This is a genomic window from Pedobacter sp. MC2016-24 (genome assembly GCF_015223055.1).
Classification (GTDB): domain Bacteria; phylum Bacteroidota; class Bacteroidia; order Sphingobacteriales; family Sphingobacteriaceae; genus Pedobacter.
This window is the reverse complement of sequence record NZ_JADFBX010000010.1, coordinates 138,344-159,000: the sequence shown is the minus strand read 5'-3', so window position 1 is coordinate 159,000 and position 20,657 is coordinate 138,344. Positions and strand designations below refer to the sequence as shown.

Annotated in this window: 13 protein-coding genes; 3 read left to right on the top strand and 10 right to left on the bottom strand. The window is 40.9% G+C overall.

Annotated elements, in window-relative coordinates; genetic code table 11:
- Positions 1 to 8 precede the first annotated feature (8 nt).
- From IM797_RS20530 to IM797_RS20510, 5 genes are all read right to left on the bottom strand, one after another.
- Positions 9 to 2,087: a RagB/SusD family nutrient uptake outer membrane protein gene (locus tag IM797_RS20530; protein ID WP_194129057.1), complete on the bottom strand. Its 2,079-nt coding sequence runs from the start codon at positions 2,085 to 2,087 to the stop codon at positions 9 to 11.
- A gap of 11 nt (positions 2,088 to 2,098) precedes the next feature.
- On the bottom strand, positions 2,099 to 5,176 hold the full coding sequence (locus tag IM797_RS20525; RefSeq protein ID WP_194129056.1) for a TonB-dependent receptor: 3,078 nt from the start codon (positions 5,174 to 5,176) through the stop codon (positions 2,099 to 2,101).
- Positions 5,177 to 5,199: 23 nt separating this feature from the next.
- Complete coding sequence (locus IM797_RS20520; protein WP_194129055.1) at positions 5,200 to 6,579, bottom strand: IPT/TIG domain-containing protein; 1,380 nt, start codon at positions 6,577 to 6,579, stop codon at positions 5,200 to 5,202.
- A 409-nt stretch (positions 6,580 to 6,988) separates the two neighbouring features.
- Positions 6,989 to 8,005 carry a hypothetical protein gene (locus IM797_RS20515; RefSeq protein WP_194129054.1) on the bottom strand — a complete coding sequence of 339 codons (1,017 nt, stop codon included), beginning with the start codon at positions 8,003 to 8,005 and terminating at the stop codon, positions 6,989 to 6,991.
- A 647-nt stretch (positions 8,006 to 8,652) separates the two neighbouring features.
- On the bottom strand, positions 8,653 to 9,741 hold the full coding sequence (locus IM797_RS20510) for a glycoside hydrolase family 76 protein (RefSeq protein ID WP_194129053.1): 1,089 nt from the start codon (positions 9,739 to 9,741) through the stop codon (positions 8,653 to 8,655).
- A 312-nt stretch (positions 9,742 to 10,053) separates the two neighbouring features.
- Here IM797_RS20510 and IM797_RS20505 point away from each other — a divergent pair, with 312 nt between their 5' ends.
- From IM797_RS20505 to IM797_RS20495, 3 genes are read left to right on the top strand one after another with little or no spacing between them, the layout of a single operon-like run.
- On the top strand, positions 10,054 to 13,209 hold the full coding sequence (locus tag IM797_RS20505) for a two-component regulator propeller domain-containing protein (RefSeq protein WP_228099001.1): 3,156 nt from the start codon (positions 10,054 to 10,056) through the stop codon (positions 13,207 to 13,209).
- A gap of 1 nt (position 13,210) precedes the next feature.
- Positions 13,211 to 13,978 carry a response regulator gene (locus tag IM797_RS20500; RefSeq protein ID WP_194129051.1) on the top strand — a complete coding sequence of 256 codons (768 nt, stop codon included), beginning with the start codon at positions 13,211 to 13,213 and terminating at the stop codon, positions 13,976 to 13,978.
- 46 nt (positions 13,979 to 14,024) lie between these two features.
- Positions 14,025 to 15,068, top strand: a complete 1,044-nt coding sequence (locus IM797_RS20495) for a family 43 glycosylhydrolase (protein WP_194129050.1) — start codon at positions 14,025 to 14,027, stop codon at positions 15,066 to 15,068.
- Between the two features lie 4 nt (positions 15,069 to 15,072).
- On the opposite strand, the gene IM797_RS20490 is transcribed toward IM797_RS20495, so the two are convergent.
- From IM797_RS20490 to IM797_RS20470, 5 genes are read right to left on the bottom strand one after another with little or no spacing between them, the layout of a single operon-like run.
- Entirely contained in the window at positions 15,073 to 16,209 is a 1,137-nt protein-coding gene (locus IM797_RS20490; RefSeq protein ID WP_228098997.1) for an aldose epimerase family protein, read from the bottom strand.
- 16 nt (positions 16,210 to 16,225) lie between these two features.
- Positions 16,226 to 17,332, bottom strand: coding sequence for a glycoside hydrolase family 105 protein (locus IM797_RS20485; RefSeq protein WP_194129048.1), 1,107 nt, complete (start codon positions 17,330 to 17,332; stop codon positions 16,226 to 16,228).
- An 11-nt stretch (positions 17,333 to 17,343) separates the two neighbouring features.
- Positions 17,344 to 18,708, bottom strand: a complete 1,365-nt coding sequence (locus IM797_RS20480; protein WP_194129047.1) for a Gfo/Idh/MocA family protein — start codon at positions 18,706 to 18,708, stop codon at positions 17,344 to 17,346.
- Between the two features lie 8 nt (positions 18,709 to 18,716).
- Entirely contained in the window at positions 18,717 to 19,484 is a 768-nt protein-coding gene (locus tag IM797_RS20475) for a DUF1080 domain-containing protein (RefSeq protein WP_194129046.1), read from the bottom strand.
- A 50-nt stretch (positions 19,485 to 19,534) separates the two neighbouring features.
- Entirely contained in the window at positions 19,535 to 20,617 is a 1,083-nt protein-coding gene (locus tag IM797_RS20470; RefSeq protein WP_194129045.1) for a cellulase family glycosylhydrolase, read from the bottom strand.
- Positions 20,618 to 20,657: the final 40 nt, after the last annotated feature.

Sequence of the window (20,657 nt, the reverse complement as noted above, 5' to 3'; positions counted from 1 at the left end):
AAAATAAATTATTCAGGATTTGTCCAACCTGGGTTCTGTACTAAAAATTTGTTACGTCTGAGTTCATCATAATGGATTGGCCAAAACCACATTTTTAGGGTAAATATTGATGGTAACGAGGGGGTTTCGACTGGGGTATGGAAGAGGTCTGCCTGCGCTTTGGTCGCATAAGCATTATATCCATAAATGGGCGCAGATTCTTCGCTCGGAGCGTCTGTCCATCGACGCAAATCGAAGTAACGGTGTCCCTCGGCAAATAACTCAATCTGACGTTCTCTTTTTAATTTAATACGGAATTTTGCCGCATCAGAATACACATCATTTGTGTAGTCGGCTAACCCTGCCCTGATCCGAACAGGCTGAATCCCTCTTTTTATTTCCCCAATATCCCGAGCAATCGTATAGGTGGCTTTACCATCCCAGGAAGAGACGGAATACGATCCATTCAATTCATTTAAAGCTTCCGCATAAATCAACAGGATTTCTGCATATCGGATTGCCGGATCAACTTTATCTTTCATGCGACTCTGGTCAAGCGAAGTAAGTATCGTATTACTGATATCGTCAGGGTGCACGTACTTTTTAATCCCTATGCCTGTACGAGTCCAATACGTTGTATTTTTGTAGCCATTAGGATCACCGCGATAATAAAATATCTGCACATTAGGTTTTTCATCTTTCGTCGCTTCTGCATTCAATAAATTCCATGTCGAACCGTTGTAAGAAACTGAAGCATAAAAGCGAGGCTCACGCTTTGCAAATTGTTTACTTACACCAGCAGCCAATGCACCCAACTCAGGATAATTTGCCGATTCAGAGGCCTGAACAAAACCTGCCGCGCGCGGCTTTGTGTTATACCGATCTTGATAACCGAGTCTTCCAGCATACATGCTATTCATTCCAGGGATATCAGTACCGTCGTTCATATAATAGGCATCAGCCTGTTTTAACGTCATGCCATGTGAGTTATAGCCTTTTCCTTCCAGCCGGGGTAGTTGATGTACTACCATATTACCAATAGATTCGCTCCCCTCATTTCTCCCACGGGTAAAAATAAGTTCGCGATTCTCGGAAGCCGAAACTGCTCCGTTGAATACGGATCGATAAGATTCAAATGGGTCAATATCTTTCCAACCGGCTGGCCAGTTACTATTTGAAAAATTATTGTCAGAAGGAGGCGGAACCGTTGCCGGATAGGCGATATCGCCAACAGTCTTCTTATAAGCCACGAACAATTGATATTGTCCAAGATCAATGACATCCTTTGCTGCTGCAGCTGCCCTGGCCCATTTGGATTCATCATAAGTTGGGGACAGTAGCGGCTTTTTATCTTTATTCACCATTAATGCGGCTACCTCACCAGGCGCTTTACCATTGGCTAAAGGGCTAGCGGCATACAGCAATACTTTAGCCCGGAGAGCCAATGCAGCTCCGCGCGTAGGTCGTGCAAGCTGTTGCACCCCGTTTTGAAGTGGAAGTCCTTTCGCTGCTTCAACAAGTTCATTGGAGATATAATCTGCGCATTCCGCATAAGTATTTCTTGCCTGCGCGATTTCATCATACTCTTTGGTGTAGTCGATGCCTTCGTCTGGAATAATTGGTACCGGACCATACGTACGGAGAAGGATCCAATAAAAGTAAGCTCTTAAAAACCGGGCCTGCCCTTTAAGATCTGCCATTTCCTGTGCGGTAAACTGCTTGTTGATATCAATGTTATTCAGGAAAATTGAGGCTTGCCGGATTCCCTGATATCCGGTTACCCAGATTGTTTTGCTTTCCCCATCCAGGCCATTTTCAGTGTACTCTCCATTTTTCCAGCGTTTATATTCATCATTTTCATCTCCATAAAACATATCATCAGCGAAATTGAAAGGTATCACCTTTTTACTGGCAACATCTTGCATTACGTTGGTTCCCAAAAAATAATAGGCCCGTGCCAACCATCTGTTTGCATAATCGGAATTGGAAAATACATCCTCCGTAGTCATTCGTTCATCGAACAGATAATCCGAATCCAGATATTTTTTACACCCGACAATTGCCAAAACTGATGTAGCAAAGATTAAAATTATAGCTATTTTTTTCATATTTTTTTTTCTTATAAACTGACAGATAGTCCCAATGAAAATGTTCTGCTCAACGGATAAACTTTTCCGTCTGGATTTCCCAACTCCGGATCCCACAACTTAAATTTCGAAAATGTGTACAGATTAGTACCAACAAAAAATATACGGGCATTGCTTATTCTGGCCCTATTCACCAGCGACTTCGGGATTTGATAGCCAACATCAAGCGTCTTCAAACGCATATAGGATCCATCTTTCAACCAGAATGAAGATCTTTGATAATTGTTGCTGTTATTTCCGTAGGTCAGTCGTGGATAGTCGGCGTTCGGATCCTCATTTGTACCAAGAATCCAGCGGTTACTGTTCGCGAGGGAAGTCAACACATTTCCCCATCCATCTCCACCCGAAAACATAAAAACCGAACTCCCATTGATAAAGTAACTTGATTTGCCTACACCTTGAAAATGCATGTTGATGTCCAAACCTTTCCAGCGTGCAGAAAGGCCAAATCCATAGGTCAAATTTGGTTTGGTTGTTGCACCTATCATAACAAAATCCGTCGCATCTACCTTACCATCACCATTTACATCTTTGTATTTGATGTCGCCTGGCATAACTTCACCAAAGGTTTGCTGAGGGCTATTTCTAATGTCATCATAATCTTTGAACAACCCTAAAGAAATCAATCCTCTCGCTTGATCAATGCGATGCCCTTCTTGCAATCTATATTCATAGATTGTATTTTCTTCATCGCGTTCAATGATCTCATTTTTACTATAGGTAACATTTCCGCGGAAGGTTAGATCTACATTGAAGACCTTCTGAGTGACCGTAATATTTCCATCGAATCCATGTACTTTTACAATACCTACATTGGCCGAAGGATTACTTTCCAATCCAGTGAAACCTGGAAGATAATCACGCTTCATGTAAATACCTTCCCGACGTTCACTAAACAAGTCGAAGGCACCGTTAATCTTATCTCGAAAAAAGGAATAATCGAATCCAAGATCCTGTTTAGTCGCAATTTCCCAGGTAACATTTGGAGATGCTATAGATGAGTAACGAATTCCATCCCATGAATTACTGCTTTCATAACCACCGAAATTATATCCTCCCCCGGTCATTTGCTCAATGTCATACAAATAAGGGAATCTAATATCTCTATTTGAATTATCTTTACCCATATTATCATTTCCTGCCTTTCCATAAGAATAACGTACTTTAAACATGTCTACCCATCCCAGTTTTTTAAGAAAAGGCTCCTCTCCAACGTTCCAGGCACCTGAAATGGCCGGAAAGAATCCAAACCTGTAATCCTTGTGAAAATTCTCCGAACCTGTATAACCGAAGTTAAAATCGATGTAATACCTATGGTTCCAATTGTAGTTTACACGTCCTGCAATGCCCTGATTCCGACGGGCTATTCCATTTTTAAGGTCTGTGCCAATATTCTGGGTAAATACTTTAGAGGATTGTGTATATTTTGTAACAGCACCAAAATGATGGTTTCCCAAATCTTTATTATACAATAGATCCCATTCAAAGAAATCACGCCGATCGCCATCCGAGCCAGAGGTTTGAGTCATTTTTTGTTCTTCGGCAACCCGCGTGAACACCAAAGACCCATCTGCGTTGCGGTAACGAGCGGCATTCCACAATTCTGGACGCTTGAATCGCTTAACGTAATTGTCATTATTGGTATCGTATCCATACCTTCCAACGAACCTAAGTCCATTAGTAATAAAATCCAGTTTCTGCTCTAAGTTTAACGTGGTCTGAATGTTATTTGTCCAACTTTCGTTGTATCCGGTCATCGTGCCTTGTACCCAAGGATTGAGATTATCATCTTTTCCTGTCCATGAGGGGATTTTCCCATTTGAATATTGCATCGGCATCATGATTGGGTTATATCCCATGAGTGTAGTCCAGATGGCTTTTGTTCCAACGCCTGGATCATTCTGCTGCCTCAATGAACCGGAAACTCCGACCTTTAACAGCATAGATTTGGTGATGTCCATATCTACGTTTAAGCGATAGGTATACTTTTTAAAATTGGTATTGGTATTGTAGTCACCAATTGCCTCATCCACTTTGTACATTCCCTGTTGATTCTGATATCCTCCAGATACAAAATAACGCGCAGTTTTACCACCCCCGCTTAAATTCAATATACTGCGCTGGCTCTTCGCTCCGCCACGAAGCAAGACATCCATCCAGTCCACATTAGGAAAAAGATCGGGATCCAGGCCAAGACGTAGTATTTCCATTTCCGAAGCTGAGTACAGTGGTTGCAGATTTCGGGTAGTCTTAGCTTCGTTAGCCAGTGAAGCATAGTTGTATCCATCTGCAAAATCGGGAAGTTTCGTAGCGGTATTGTAAAATCCTTCTATTTTCGCATTAATCTCCACTTTACCTTCTTTACCCCTTTTTGTCGTGATCAAAATAACCCCATTCGCACCCCTGCTACCATAAATAGCTGTTGCCGAAGCATCTTTCAGAACTGAGAATGAGGCTACATCTTCCACATTAATTTCATTCAGATCCCGTTCAAAACCGTCTATCAATACAAGTGCAGAATTATTTGCCCCAAATGTAGATATACTCCTGATCCAAAATTCCGACACACTGCCCGGTCTGCCTGAACTTTGCATGGCCTGAATACCGGGCACAACGCCCGCTAAAGCATCTGCCATAGAAGTAGATGGATTTGACTTTAATCGTTCCACATCTACTGTCGTAATCGCTCCCGTTACAGCAATCCTTTTCTCCACGCCTGTAGCGGTAACAACAACTTCATTAAGCTTGCTTTCATCATCTTCTTTCATTATGACATTGATGGTACGCTGGTCTTTCACCAATACCTCTTTTTTCTGATAACCAATATAACTGAAGATCAAAGTTTGAAAAGGTCGCATTTTTATGCTGTATTTTCCATCTGTCACTGTGGTGGTTCCCAATCCGGGCACATTGCTCACAGCAATACTTACACCTATAAGGGGTAAATTTTGCTCGTCGAGAACAACTCCTTTTACAGTTATCTCATCCTGGGCCAGAACCTTAAAGAACATCCCAAACAAGATCAAGCAGTTTAGTAAAATAAATTTCATAGTTTATATTTGAGTGTTAGTTTCTATTCTTCTCTTGCTATTTTGCGAATCAGCCAATTGCCGGAGTCACCAACGTAAAAGCATTTTTTTGTTTCATCATATGCGAGGGCCGTGGGATTATTAAAACGTGCCTCGGTTCGTAAATCACCATTTGCGTATCCAATAGTACCATTATTTCCACGTCCGGCGAACGTGCCTACTCTTCCTTGTGGGGTTAGCGTACGAATGGCATGATTACTCTTGTCGCAGAAATAAAAATCATACTGATCTCCTCCCGTTGCTTCATAATCCGGATTTTTGACAAATACGCCCTGTACTGGATTATTCAGACGAGCATTGGTACCTATTCCATCAGCATAACCGGATGTGCCGGCTGCTCCGCAAATTGTATAAGGAATTTTAAACGTTTTATTTACACGATCATAATCAGTGCGCATGATATAATGCTTATCATATTCCATTAGATAGGCGTAATCTCCAGTAGGATGCATCACCATGTAAATAGCAACACCACTATATGGATTTGTAAATACAGGTTTATCTTCTTTAGTGGTAAAGTCGTACCTTCGAACGTCTCCTGCTCTGAATCTAGAATAATACAATTCTCCGTTTTGTGGATGAATTAGTGTTCCTCTCACTCCACGAGAGTACACTTCAATCGCTTGCTTCTGAACAAAATTCGATTCCCGGCTAAATATATAGTTACCGTATTTGGTATCACTAGCATGGTTGTGCGAAACAATCATATCCCGATTTCCATCGAGTTTCCATGTCATGACTGAAGCATCGTCGAGACCAGTTCTAAAATAGCTTACATATTGCTTTTCGAAATCAATCAATCTGCTGCTATTTGTACCTGCTGTAAAATATAGCTGTTTGGGATTTTTAGGATCAAAGGATAACCATTGTATACCTTTGAATGCTCCACAATCATTAAACGGGCCTTCTTTTTCCTCAAAAGCAGAAGCTACTTCATAATATTTTCCCAGAAATGTCGAAGCCAGCCATTTCCGGGTATAAGCAAACACCTCTTTGGCAGCAGCATTAGCAATCTCATTGTTGGCATCGTCAACAACGAACACCTTAATATCCCCGTTGTAAGCCTTCTCTGGAATAAGGCAATACAGGCTGTTATTTTTCACACCCACTACTACGGCGGGTTTTCCACCAATCATTACTTTAATCTTGGATAAATCACTGCCAAAATTTTCCCCATAAATTACCAGATTGTTTCCGGCTCCCCCTTCCTTAGGATAGAAATCTGAGACAGTTACGGGTTTTGAAGGATCAAACCGATCTTCTTCCTTTACTTCAGATTTTTTACAATGTGTAAAGCAAAGAACAATCAATCCCAGCAACATCCAATGGATATGCCAAGGTCTGGTATTGTATTCTATTTTCATATTTATTGTTTTTATCCGACGAACGTCGGGTTAATTACATTTAATTAATTAACCACCTGGGTACCCAGATAGCAGTCCTAAAAAAATTATTCGGTAAGAAGATTACTGATTGAGTTGGTCATAGATGTTGACCTGAGTAACCAAAGTGGTTACCATTAAGAAATGTAAATTTTCATTCATACACTGGTTTTTTACTGCAATTACCGTCGGTATTATCGCCGGATGAAGCGCATGCAATTGGTTTATATTTGGTTGATTAATAGTCAAATTAACAGATTACGATTTGCATATTTTGTTCAACTTTTTGTCGAATTATCTCAAATATTTAATAAGCCTTTCTAATTATAACAAACTGAAAAACAGATTTATACTTCTACCGTCGGCCAGATAATGTAATTTTACCAGGGTTCTATTCAGAAATATCGAAATCGTTTTCGGAGAAAAATATATCAAGAGTTTTTTCACCCAAGCCATAACTCATCATTTTTGTAGTATATGAAACATTGTGTGTGAGTGTATTGCTGCACTTGGCATGGACCGAAATCCTTCCACCCGAAGATCCGATCCCTATCATTTTATTTTTGCCAACGCCAAGGAAATTAGGGCTTTTATCTCTAATCGTCTGAGTAAGTCCCCCAGATAGATTTTCTATTTCATATGAGAATGAATAACCACTTACGGTGGGTAAATAAACCGACACTAAAATTTGACCTTCGGTTACATCGTTCGGATCAGCGTCTGTCCAACCACCCCCACCAGTTTGCTGAGGTTGCGGTCTTCCATAACCCCAGTAATTGTAATACGAAGGCGCAGTAGATCCCAATTCTGAACTCCAGGGTGAGACTAAACTACGATCATAAAGATCGTAAGCATCGAAATCTGGAGCTAACGTTAGAAAGTCTTTATGAATCACCCTTATCCTTACTCTAATTTGACTTCCGGATTCACTATATGGAAAAGCATATGCAGGTAGATCTTCCAAAACATCAGTGTATCTTATTCCGGTTAATCCATAACCTGGACTACCATATATATAACTCCATGGCACGTCATCCCCATATCTCCATTGGATTTGCATTTTATAATCTGCAGCTAAATGAGGATAGTCTGGCCCTTCGGATGGAAAGCCATGCCAATAAAAATGGATATAGTTACTATAATTATTATCAAGTTTGTAATCAGGGTTATCACCGACGTACAAATAATTTGGATCAGTTGGTTGATAAGGACCTGTTCCTTCTCGATCTTGTATCCACGACAAAGGGGATGGTATTGTATCCCAAGGATTTGTCATTGTAGACAGCCTTTGATTAGCTTTCCCCAGTTTATCAAGATGTTCATTTTCAAAATCATTTTTCATTAAACTGTTGCACGAACAACATAGGAATAAAATTAACAAAGCACATCCACTTAATATTTTTTTCATATCTTAAAAATTATAAATACACATTTTCAATAGATTAATAACGAGGCACCAGGATATATATCCAGATAAAAAAACTTGTTGCTTCTAACAGGAAGCTAATTCATTGATTTAATTGCCTTTAGAAAACTCCGTCGTTAAAATTATCTATCCAAAATAAATAATTTGATTTCCATACTATAAGGTTCGATTTTTCTAACAGGTTGTTTTTCCGATGCATTGCTTTGTTAAAAACTCAGATTACCAAAAGGAGCCTAATTAACAGAAGGAAATAAGTTTAAATTATCTTCTGGATAGTCCAAAGGCAGTCTCAAAAGAATATTTTGGTCAAGAAGATCACACAATTGACCTGACTGGGCTTAAGTCAACTAACAAACTTGTTTTGCCATATCCCATGACCTTCGAAAGAATTGCGGTAATAAATAAGAAGAGTAAATTTGTTTTCATAAAATGGTTTTATACTGCAATTGCGATTGGTACGATGGCCAGAAAAGGAATATGCAGTCGGTTTATATTTGGTTTATTAACAATCAAATTAAATGAATTTGATTTGCATAATTTGCTCAACTTTTTGTCGATTCGTCTCAAACTTCTTCAGCAAAAACCTTATAATCCACTGTAAATCAAAACACAAAAAAAATCGATAAGCTTTACAAGCTTGAGGTATTCATCAATAAAGAAACAGCTGTAGAGCAGCCAAAAGCAGATTCAGGACGGGCTTCCGGAGTTTTCGTGCCCCACCTGGTATGTATAAGTCCTGAAGAATTGCGGTTTTCATAGGCAGTTTTAGCATTCAGCAGCATCCATTCTGCCATCAGTTTATCTTTGGTTTCGGCTATATAACTCCGAGCATAGCGAGCAAAAATGCCTTTGAAGCCTGGCAAATCATCTCCATTATCTTCGTTATTGATGACCTGACCTTTGTACATAGTATCCTTTGTATAATGCGCTATTTTCCTGGCGTTCTCCAAATATTCAGGATCTTTTGTATGCTTGTACAACATTACTGCAGCGCCCATATAGGTACCCTGATTGTATGTTGAGCTCCAGGGAAATACCTTGATCGTTTGTGTGGCTTTATCCAGATTGATGGCATCGTTTACTTTTCCAGTTTCTGGATTAAAGAGATAAGTTTTAGACCATTTGTATAGGTCTATCGCTTTATTGTAATAACTGTTATCACCCGTACTTTGCGCCAGATAACAACAAGCAACCATGGCTGGACCGTTGATACAGGCATTTTTGGAGGTTTTTGATTCGTTCCAGATCAGCCCGCCACCATAACTTGGCGTATACGCCCTTGCATACATTTTATCAAACTGATCTTTTGCTTTTTGAAGGTAGACTTTATTGCCTGTAAACTTATATGCCCGCACGCAAAAAAGAACCGCCCATGCAATGTCGTCATTGAATTCATTGTACATCCAGTCCTCCCGATGAACAGCAATAAAATTTTGATAGAGTCTGTCAAATCTTTTCAGGTAGGCGCGGTCTTTTGTCACTTCATAAGCATCAAGTACTACTTCCATCATCTCAGCCTGATCCCAGAAACCTTTTCGGTTTTCAAGATCGTATTCCCAATACCAAACCTCGAACGCCTCCCTTGCCGCTGTGTTTTTATGATTTTCAGGAGATTGGAGGGACTTTGTGCCCAGGGATTGGTTTAATTGTGCGACAGCAACATGCTTATGCACTAAAAATACGATGAGCAAGGCTGTTAATTTTTGCAATAATTTCATTGTGTGATGTGAAGTTGTGTTTTTACTGCTTTCCAAAGAATTTACAGTGTGGTTTAAATTTGGCTATTTGTGTTCCAAAATAAGTAAACAATCGTTGAATTTCTGTTCATTTTTTTGTCGATACGTCTCATTTCATGAATTCAAAAAGATACGATAAAAACATAAAAACCTGATAATAAGCAAATAAAGAAAATAGCAATCTTGAAGTCACCGATCAGTACTTTCAGGCTGAATAATATAACGATACGATTTATATATATTTGAAAAAACCAAATTATGCGGCCTACAATTTCATTTGTTTTTTTTCAAGTGATGATCTTTCTTGCAATTTCCACCTGCAAGGGCCAATCCTATTATTTTAAACATTATCAGGCAGATGATGGTTTAGCTCACAATTCGCTGACCTCAATTATACAAGACAGTAAAGGTATCATCTGGATCGGTAGCCGTGGTGGATTAAATAGTTTTGATGGCTATTCTTTTAAGACTTACAAAAACAAAAAGAACAAATTCGGGAACATAGGAAACAATATCGTTACTGCGCTTGCGGAAGACAAGACCGGGATGCTCTGGATCGGCACAGGAACAGGGGTTTTTAAATATGACCCCTACCGGGAGGTTTTTACACCACTTGAGATCGCTCCACACAGCTATATCGACAATGTTTTACCAGATAACGAAAATAATTTGTTTTTCCTGGCAAACCGCAGGCTTTACCAATACATTCAAAAAGAGAACCGAACTGTAAATTTAAACATCCAAGCCTCCTGTATTGCTTTCGACAGCAATATGAATCTGTGGATAGGCAATGATCAGGGACTGATCATCAATTATAATCCCCGGACGAAATCAACCAGCAGCGTTAGAATTATTGATCAGCAAGTCCCGCCAAATCTGCGCTCAATCAGCAAAATATTTTTCGTAAATGATCATGAGTTATTGGTGGGCTGCTTTAAGCAGGGTCTGAAAAGCTATAACACCAGGACCGGATTGATCAAATCTTTGCCTTTAAAAAACAGTGAAGCGACCGACATCTACGTACGGGACATTACTGCCGGTGACGATCAGGAATACTGGGTGGCTACTGAATCTGGTATTTACATTTACAACCTGGCAACCAATACCAGCCGTAACCTACGGAAAAGAAATGGCGACCCCTATTCCATTGCAGATAATGCCGTATATGCCGTATGCAGAGATAACCAAGGTGGCATGTGGGCAGGTACTTTTTTTGGTGGATTAAATTACTATTCGAAAGAAAATGCACGATTTGAAAAGTATTATCCATTAATGGGCACCAATTCCATTTCTGGCAGCGCTGTTCGTGAAATCTGCTCGGATAATAAAGGAAATTTATGGATTGGTACAGAGGATGCAGGATTTAATAAACTGGACTTAAAAACGGGAAAATTCACCAATTTCAATGCCACAGGAAAAAAAGGAGCTGTGTCCTATCCCAATATCCATGGTTTAATGGCTCTTGGGGATCAACTTTTCATTGGCTCCTTTCTGCACGGCCTGGAAATCATGAACATGCGTACAGGTCTGATCACCGATCGTTTCAAATTTATAGGCGACAAGAATGACAAGGTGAGTGATTTTGTGCTTTCTATTTACCTGACCCGCGACAACACACTCCTTATTGGTACTGCTTATACCGGATCGGGCTTATTTACCTATGACCGGAAAAAGAAGAAATTTGCCCGCATTCAGGAGATACCTTATAACACCTATATGTTTGATGTTAAAGAAGATCATGAAGGAAATATCTGGACGGGTAGTGTTGCGCAGGGCACATTTTATTACAACCCCAAAACCGGCAAACATGGCAATATCCGGTTTGGAGATACCATCAATCATCAGATCGTAAACGAATTTCCTGTGTACGGTATTTTGGAAGACAGCAACCATGCCTTATGGTTTACCACAGAAGGCGGTGGATTTATCAGACTGAGTCCTGACCGGAAGACCATTAAAAAGTTTACCACTAAAAATGGCCTGCCGAGTAATGTATTTTTCCGCATGCTCGAAGACGACTCAAAGCACCTATGGATCAGTTCACTGAAAGGCCTGGTCTGTTTTGATATGCTTACGGAAAAATTCAAAATTTACACAAAATCTAACGGCCTGATCACCGATCAGTTTAACTACAATTCAGCCCATAAAGCTGCCGACGGTAAAATGTACTTCGGGTCTGTCAAAGGAATGATTGCTTTTGACCCAAAGGCATTTAAGCAGAAAGAGACTGGTCCTCCAACTTACATCACCGGATTTCAGATCAATAACCAGGATGTTACGGCCAATACCCAAAATACACCGCTTAGTAAAGCCATTTTATACACAGATACTATTGTGCTCTCGCACGATCAAAACAATTTTAGTATCGAATTTGCCGCACTGAATTATTCATCACCAGAAGTAACCCGATATGAATACCGGATGCAGGGTCTGGATAAAAAAGCAACATTCCTGAGCAGCAACCGAAAGGCTTACTTTACAGACCTTTCAGCAGGCAGCTACACTTTTTTAGTACGGGCAAAGAGTAATGTCGACAGCTGGAAGGGTAAAGAACGCCGACTCTTCATCCAGATTCTTCCACCTTTTTGGAAAAGTTATACTGCTTACCTGCTTTACGTCCTGGTATTCTCCATCATTTTGTTCTGGTCATTACGCTATTATCACCGTTCGCTTGAACGTAAAAACCTGAATAAATTACAGCTATTTGAACACGAAAAAGAAAAGGAAATTTATCAGGCCAAAATCGAATTTTTCACCAACATTGCACATGAGATACAAACTCCCTTAACCTTAATTATCGGCCCTGTAGAACGCATGTTAAAAAAGGCTGATGAACACCTCGGAATCAAAAAGAGCTTATTGATGGTTGAGAAAAATGCAAAACGCCTGGCCGAACTGACCAGTCAGTTACTCGATTTCCGAAAAACGGAAATGCATCAATTTGGATTGAACTTTGTGAACATCAATCTTCATGGTTTATTAAAAGAACAGATCGCTGCATTCAGACAAGAAGCGGAAAAAAATCACATTTCCCTAAATCTGGAACTCCCCGACAATCAGGTTACCGTTTTTGCAGATATGGAAGCTCTGGTCAGGATTTGCAGTAACCTGATCTCCAATGCCATCAAATATGGAGATCATCGCGTAACCGTAAGTTTGGCTACCTTGAAACCAGCGGACGAGCAATTTATCATCAGATTTAGCAACGATGGCAAAGGTATACCCAACGAATTCAGCAAGCAGATTTTCGAACCCTTTTTTAGGTTACATAGTAAAGATAAACCAGGAACAGGAATCGGGCTATCACTGGCTCAAACCCTAACAGAATTACACAATGGCTCTTTGACCCTGGTTTCGGGAGCCACAGACCAGGTGGTTTTTGAACTGGCATTACCCATACATCAAAAAATTGAATTCAAATTAAGTAGTTGGAAAAAGATAAAGCAATAGTATGACCGACAGCATTTTAATTATAGATGACAACGAGGATATCCTCGAATTTTTATCCGAAGTTTTGGGCGACACGTATAAACTGCATTTGGCTGCTAATGGAGAAATTGCCCAGAGCATCCTGGATACGCAGGTTGTAGACCTAATCATATCAGACATCATGATGCCGGGAATAGACGGTTTTGAGCTTTGCCGGCTGATCAAGTCGAAAGTAGAATATTGCCATATACCAGTTGTGTTGCTAACCTCTAAAAACACCTACCAGGCTCATATAGAAAGCCTGGAAGTTGGTGCAGACGTCTATATTCAAAAACCATTTTCGCCGGAACTCCTGCAGTTGCAGATCGCAAATCTGCTCAAAAACCGACTAAAAATAAAGGATCATTTTGCGAGTTCACCATTTGAAGATGTCCGCGTCATGGCCCATTCAAAAACTGATGAAGCTTTTCTCAAAAAACTAGATGAATATATCCGGAAAAACATCAAGAATCACAATATTGATATTGATCAGCTTGCCGAACATATGAACATGAGCAGACCCACCTTTTATCGCAAAATAAAATCTCTTTCCTCCTTATCACCAAAAGAACTGATCGACATCACCCGCCTTAAAAAAGCGACCAGGCTCATGGCACAAAACGAATTTTCTCTTTTTGAAATTGCCAAAATGGTAGGATACAGTAGTCAGAGTCTTTTTAATAAAAATTTCCAACGGTACTTTAACCTTAGCCCGCTTGAATACATCAATTCAATTGACAAAGCAGTATAAATTTAGCTTGTAATAAGGAAACACAACAATTAATCATAACATACAAATGAAAAAATTAACTTTACTCCTCCTGATCCTTCAGGTCATGGCTGCGTCTGCCCAGATTAAACCGGAAAAAACATTTACCAATCCCATCTTGCCCTCGGGACCTGATCCATGGGTAATTTTCAACAATGGTTTTTATTATTATACCCACACTACAGGAAAAAATCTGGCCATTTGGAAATCCAGGAGTGTTACTGACCTGAAAAACGCGGTTCGCAAAGTCATATGGACGCCACCGGCGGGCACAAATTACTCCAAAGAAATCTGGGCGCCAGAGTTACATTACATTCAAAAAAAATGGTACATGTATTTTTCAGCGGATGACGGTGACAATAAGAACCATCGCCTTTTTGTATTGGAAAATAAGTCACAGGACCCAACTGAAGGTGAATGGGTATTTAAAGGTCAGATCACAGATGTGACCAATAAATGGGCCATTGATGGTTCCGTTTTTGAGCACAAAGGAAAGCTTTACCTGATCTGGTCGGGATGGGAAGGTGATAAAAATGGCGAACAGCACATTTATATTGCAAAGATGAAAGATCCCCTTACCGTGGAAAGTTCCAGGGTCAAAATCTCTTCACCTGTTTATCCCTGGGAATGTTATGGAGATCTTCGCAATTCAGCTGATGTCCAACACCTGAATGTAAACGAGGGACCTGAAATTCTGAAGCACGGGAATAAACTCTTCCTGATTTACTCAGCCAGTGCCTGCTGGACCGATCAATATGCGCTGGGTATGCTCACAGCCAACGTAAATGGTAATTTACTTGATCCGGCGACCTGGAAAAAAGCTGCGTTACCCGTATTTAAGCAATCGCCCGAAAACAGCGTGTATGCCACCGGCCACAATGCATTTTTCAAATCCCCAGATGGCACGCAGGACTGGATTTTGTATCATGCCAATTCTTTTCCAGGACAAGGCTGTGGTAACGAACGCTCGCCAAGAGCGCAGCCCTTTGTCTGGAAAAAAGATGGCACACCCGATTTCGGTGTGCCATTAGCAACCAGTGTAGCGATACCCTTACCTGCTGGCAGTAAGTAGTTTTTTATTTAGCAATCAGGCTAAACTTATAAATGGAAGTGGTTTTATAAACCGTTCCCGGTTTAAGCACGGTAGATGGAAATCCAGGTTGATTTGGTGAATCTGGATAATGCTGGGTTTCCATCGCAAAAGCGGTTCGAAAATCGTCTTTATGACCACCTTTCATTATATTTTTACCTTGCATAAAGTTTCCACTGTAAAATTGCAAACCTGGCTCAGTGGTATAAATACGCATCACAATGCCACTTTGATCACCTGTTACCTCAGCCACAGGCGTTGTCATCTGATGCGTATTCAGCACAAAATTATGATCATAACCTTTTCCGTTAGCCAATTGTTCATTGCGGTCGTTAATGCGTGCTCCGATGCTGACAGGCGTTTGAAAATCAAATGGCGTCCCATTTACTGGTTCAATTTTACCAGTTGGAATCAGCGTCGCGTCAACAGGGGTATAATGCGCTGCATCTATTTTCACAGCATGGCCAAGTATACTGCCACTGGCTTCCCCGTTGAGATTGAAAAAGGCATGGTTGGTGAGGTTCACTACAGTGATTTGATCAGTCTCAGCCTGATAACTTATTTTTAATGCATTGTCATTAGTCAATTCGTAGACAACCTTCACTTTTAAATTACCAGGAAAACCTTCTTCCATATCTGGCGATGTATAACTGAGTTCAAGCTGCTGTGCATCGACTTGCTTTGCGTCCCATACGACCGCCTGAAATCCTTTTTTTCCGCCATGAAGGGTATTTGGTGGGTTATTTATAAAAAGATTAAAATGTTTATCCGCCAATGTAAACTTCCCCCTGGCTATCCGGTTGCCGTAACGCCCGATAAGTGCACCAAAGTAGGGTTCTGTAGATTGCTCATAACCGTCAACACGATCAAAACCAGCGACAACATCTCTGAGTCCCCCCTGTTTGTCGGGAACCCAAAGACTCACGATTCGCCCGCCATAATTGGTAATCCAGGCACTCGATCCAGCTTTATTTTTTAGCTCGAAAATATTTACCGCTTTGTTGTCTATGGTTTTATGAAAAGCCCGGGGATCTATTTTAATTGCCTCCGTTTTTTGTGCTGCACGATTACAGCTTATGGCCAGCAGGCAAACTGCCGTACTGATACCGAATATTTTTTTCATTTGCATAAAATATGTTTTAGCGCTCTAAAAGAGCATTAACACACCATAGATAGGCCGATTGACCATGGTAATCACCTGTATGACGTGGACGGTCATAATAATATTGTTTGTCGTTTTTCTTATTTGTGCCTACACAAACTTCTTTTACAGCTCCTTTTTCATCAACATAAGACACCATGGCTAACCACGCTTTTCTGGCTGCAGGCGCATATTCTTTGGCGTCCAACCAGCCTTTTTTTACACCTGTGATGAAGGCATAGGTAAACATGGCAGATCCGGATGTCTCAGCCCAGCAATCCGGCTCGTCAATCAACTGATTCCACATGCCATTTGGTGCCTGAAAGGCTTTCAGACTTTTCATCATGCTGTGGTAACCCTCCAGTATACGTGGACGGTCCTTATGGTCTACAGGCATACTCCGTAGTAATTCTGTCATCCCTGCGGCCATCCATCCATTTCCGCGTCCCCAGTAAAACGGAACATCCGGTGCATGATAAAAGAGGCCGTTAGGCTTTTGCAATTCATTTAAATACAGCACCATTTCTTTAGCTGCCCGATCAATATATTTGAGATCACCGGTAGCTTTATACGCTTGTGTTTGTACGATGGTGATCATATACATATCGTCAATCCATAAGCGCGTTTGCCAGGAGTATCCTTTTTCTGCCCATTCTTTTTCCTGAGGTTTTCCACTTGCAGGAACTTCCCATTGCGTATCCGCATATGGTAACCCCAAATCTAAATAGCGTTTGTTATTGGTTACCTGGTAAAATGCCAGGGGTAAACTGCCAAACATGTTCAGGTCTACGTGATTCATAATGGGCAACAACTGCCTTTCTGTTGTAAACAAAGTTTCAAATTTATTCTGCAACAGTCGAAGGAGTTCTTTATCATTTTTTAATGCAGCATACTTCAATGACCCGGCCCAGTTAAACGTCTCGGGGTAGCTAATCCATTTGCCTCCATGAAGCATGTGTTTACCATCCACAAAGCGATAAGCAAGTAATTTTCCAACCGCCTCAGGCTCATATCCTTTTGGAAATTTAGTCAATAATTTTTGCTGAGCCATTACACTATGAAAAGGCAGCAGCAGTAATAGGCATATAAAGTGTTTTTTAAGCATATTTAAGTGTGTTATGAATATTTAAAAATTTTTCCGTTCACCATCACTTCCTGTGTGGTTTCATCAAAGTTTGCTTTTCCACCGGTATGTACAGCTGCATTACACATGATGTTTGCAATGGAATGGCGATAACCTGCTTCAACCGGAGCATTGGGTTCTTTGCGGCTTCGTATGCATTCCAACCAGTTGCGCATGTGGTTTGAACTCAACACATCTGCACCAGTATTGGCCGATGCAACCGCCTGGAGTGTTGGTGCAGCCAGTTTTACTTCCGGAAGCAAATTCGGCTTCATCTTCATTGCTGCAGCTGCTCTTGCCCCGAGTCCACCGCTTGCAGATACTGTATTGGTGATCAGGTTTAGTTCTCCACCATTTGAATAATAAATTTCAGCTGGCTTCTCCTCACCGTTGTGCATTCTGGAAGTGAATACCACCTGGAAGCCTTTACTGGGATCATTCAAGGGACCATAATCAAACACAGCTGTGGTCGTATCCCAGTTCCGGCGCCCATCTTTCCATTGGTAAATTCCTCCATTAGCCGTTACACTGCGTGGATGTGGCAAACCGGTAAACCAATGTACAGTATCGATCTGATGACTCATCCATTGTCCCGGCATCCCGGAAGAATAAGGCCAGAACAACCTATACTCTAAATATATGCGGGGATTAAAAGGTTCATAAGGTCGATTTAAAAGAAATCTGCGCCAATCCGTATCTTTTTCCTTCAATTTAGCCACAAGATCCGGTCGACGCCATCGGCCAGGCTGGTTTACATTCCAGCTTAACTCTACCATGGTAATATCCCCGAATTTACCTTGTTTAATAAAGTCGGCCGCAGCCTGGTAATTTTGTCCGCTACGACGTTGCGAACCGATCTGCAGGATTTGCTTAGACTCCCGTACAGCTTTCAAAGCTGTGCGCGCATCTTCCATGGTTTCTGCAAAAGGTTTTTCGCAATAAACATCTTTTTTATTACGTACAGCTTCAATCGCATGGGAGGCATGTGCGAAATCCGGGGAACTGATGATTACCGCGTCAATATCTTTTAAAGCATACAGCTCATCATTGTTTCGACAGGTGGTGATGCCATGCCCAATTTTATTTTTGATATGTTCTGCCCCCAGATCCCTACGATAATTCCAAAGATCAGAAAGTGCAGTAATGTCAAAATTCAATTCCTTTTGGTGATTTAAAAAACAAGGAAACAAGGTGTCTTTAAATCGATCTGAAAAACCAACTATGCCTACATTAACCCGATCGTTGGCACCAATAATGCGTGCGTAGCTTTTGGCAGACATGCTGAAAGCGCTCCCCACATAGGTTCCCGCTGCTGCAATTGCTGCCTTTTTTATGAAATCTCTCCTCGAATTTTCCATGGCCTTCCTTATTTAAGTTCTTTTATTTTGATGTTTTTATAAGAAACCTGATTGCCATGGTCCTGTAACAGGATATGTCCCTGGTCAGCCTGACCAAAATTTTTCCAGGTTTTATATTTACTGGTAGCTACAAGGTCTTTAAATGCTTTCGATCCACGTTCATATTCAAGGATCTTAACGCCGTTCAGCCAGTGTTCTACATGCTTGTTTGGGAACACCCTAATTTCACCCGAATTCCAGTCACCAATGGGCTTGATCACCGAAGCAGGTTTGTTGGCGGGAATCAAATCATAAAGAGATGCCAGCTTACGGTTCCCATTTTTACCCAATTTTGCATCCGGGTGAAGTTCATCATCCAAAATCTGATATTCTAAGCCAATGCCGGATTTTGAAGTTTTTTCTTGTTCGGTTACAAAATACTTAACCCCACTGTTGGCACCCGGTTTAAGTTTAAAATCGAATTTTAAGATAAAAGCGGCATATTCTTTAGTGGTTACGATGTCTCCTCCAGAGCCTTCCTCTTCTCCGTTAGAGGGTAAAACCGTAAGCAATCCATCTTTCATTTCCCAACCCTTGCCTGGAAACTGATCTTTAAATATGGCACGCCAGCCAGTTGCATCTTTGCCATTCCAAAGCAATTTGAAACCTTCTTTTTTTTCAGTTGCGCTGAGGCTGTTCATTTTAGGCGACTGCATCGAATTGTTGTGCTGAGCAGATGCGCTGCCAATGGAAAATGCTGCAAACCATGCAGCATATACCAATTTGTAATTTTTCATAAATTTATCCGGGTATTATAATCGTGTTTAGAAATCTATTTTTAGGCTAATTATTTTTTAGCAGTGGTGAGTTTCCTGATCAGGTCAGTTTCCTCTTTTAAATAAGGTGTTCCATCTGCACGAAAAACGTCATGAAACCATACTGATGGTTCCTGGCCATCTTTTAAGGGAGTATCCCATGCGTATTTGGTATTGGTTTTTCCATCAACAAAGCCCCAGTTTATGGCCGCTACATTTTGTTTTTTCAGTATAGGCAGCGTATTTACAAATGTACTATTGCGTGTACGTGCCATGTATTCCGTACAAAGCAATGGCTTTCCATAAAGCTTTAAGAGCTCAATAGTTCTTAAATGTTGTTCAGGCTGATCATAACAATGGTAAGAAATCACATCTGAGTTGGCCAATTGAAACCTGCTAAGCGCATTAAATTGTTCGCTCCAGTTCCAGATACCTGCAGTAAGCGGTTGCTGGGGGTTGATGGCCCGGGCCCAGGTAAATATTTTAGTTAGTAAAGGCATGGTGGTATCTACTTTACCACTGTTTCCTGGTTCATTGTAAAGGTCCCAGAGTAGTATGCGTTTATCCTGAGCAAAAGTTTTCAGGATATCTTTTACATACACCTCCAAAAGGGGGTAGTTTGTGGCTTCCTTAGAAGCCGGATCGCCTGGATCCTGCATCCAGCCGGAATTGTGTATTCCCAGTTTTCGCTCGGGTTGTTTTCCGATCTGCGGCACTTTATTCCAGCAATCGTCAAAAAACACAAACATGGGTTTGATTTGGTGTCTATCGGCAATTTTCAGAAATTCACCGATACGGGTTTTAAAGCCAGCGGGGTCTGCCTTATACGCTAAACTGTGTAAAAATACCCGCATGGTATTCATACCGATACTTTCGGCCAAGGCCAGCTCTTTATCAATGCCTGCAGGATCAAAGGTATCAGCCTGCCACATTTCCAACTGATTTATTGCACTGGCTGGTATGTAATTTGAGCCAACCAGATAAGGTTGTTTTTTATACCACTCGATCGCTTTTTCATCAGACCAGACTTTATCCGGAGCGATGATTTTAATCTGGGCAAAGGTGCTGAGGTTTAACGTCAATAGAACAATGAGGGAAATCCATTTAAATTTCATAAAAGTGTGTTGACCTGCAAAATACAACGACCTGTAAGCA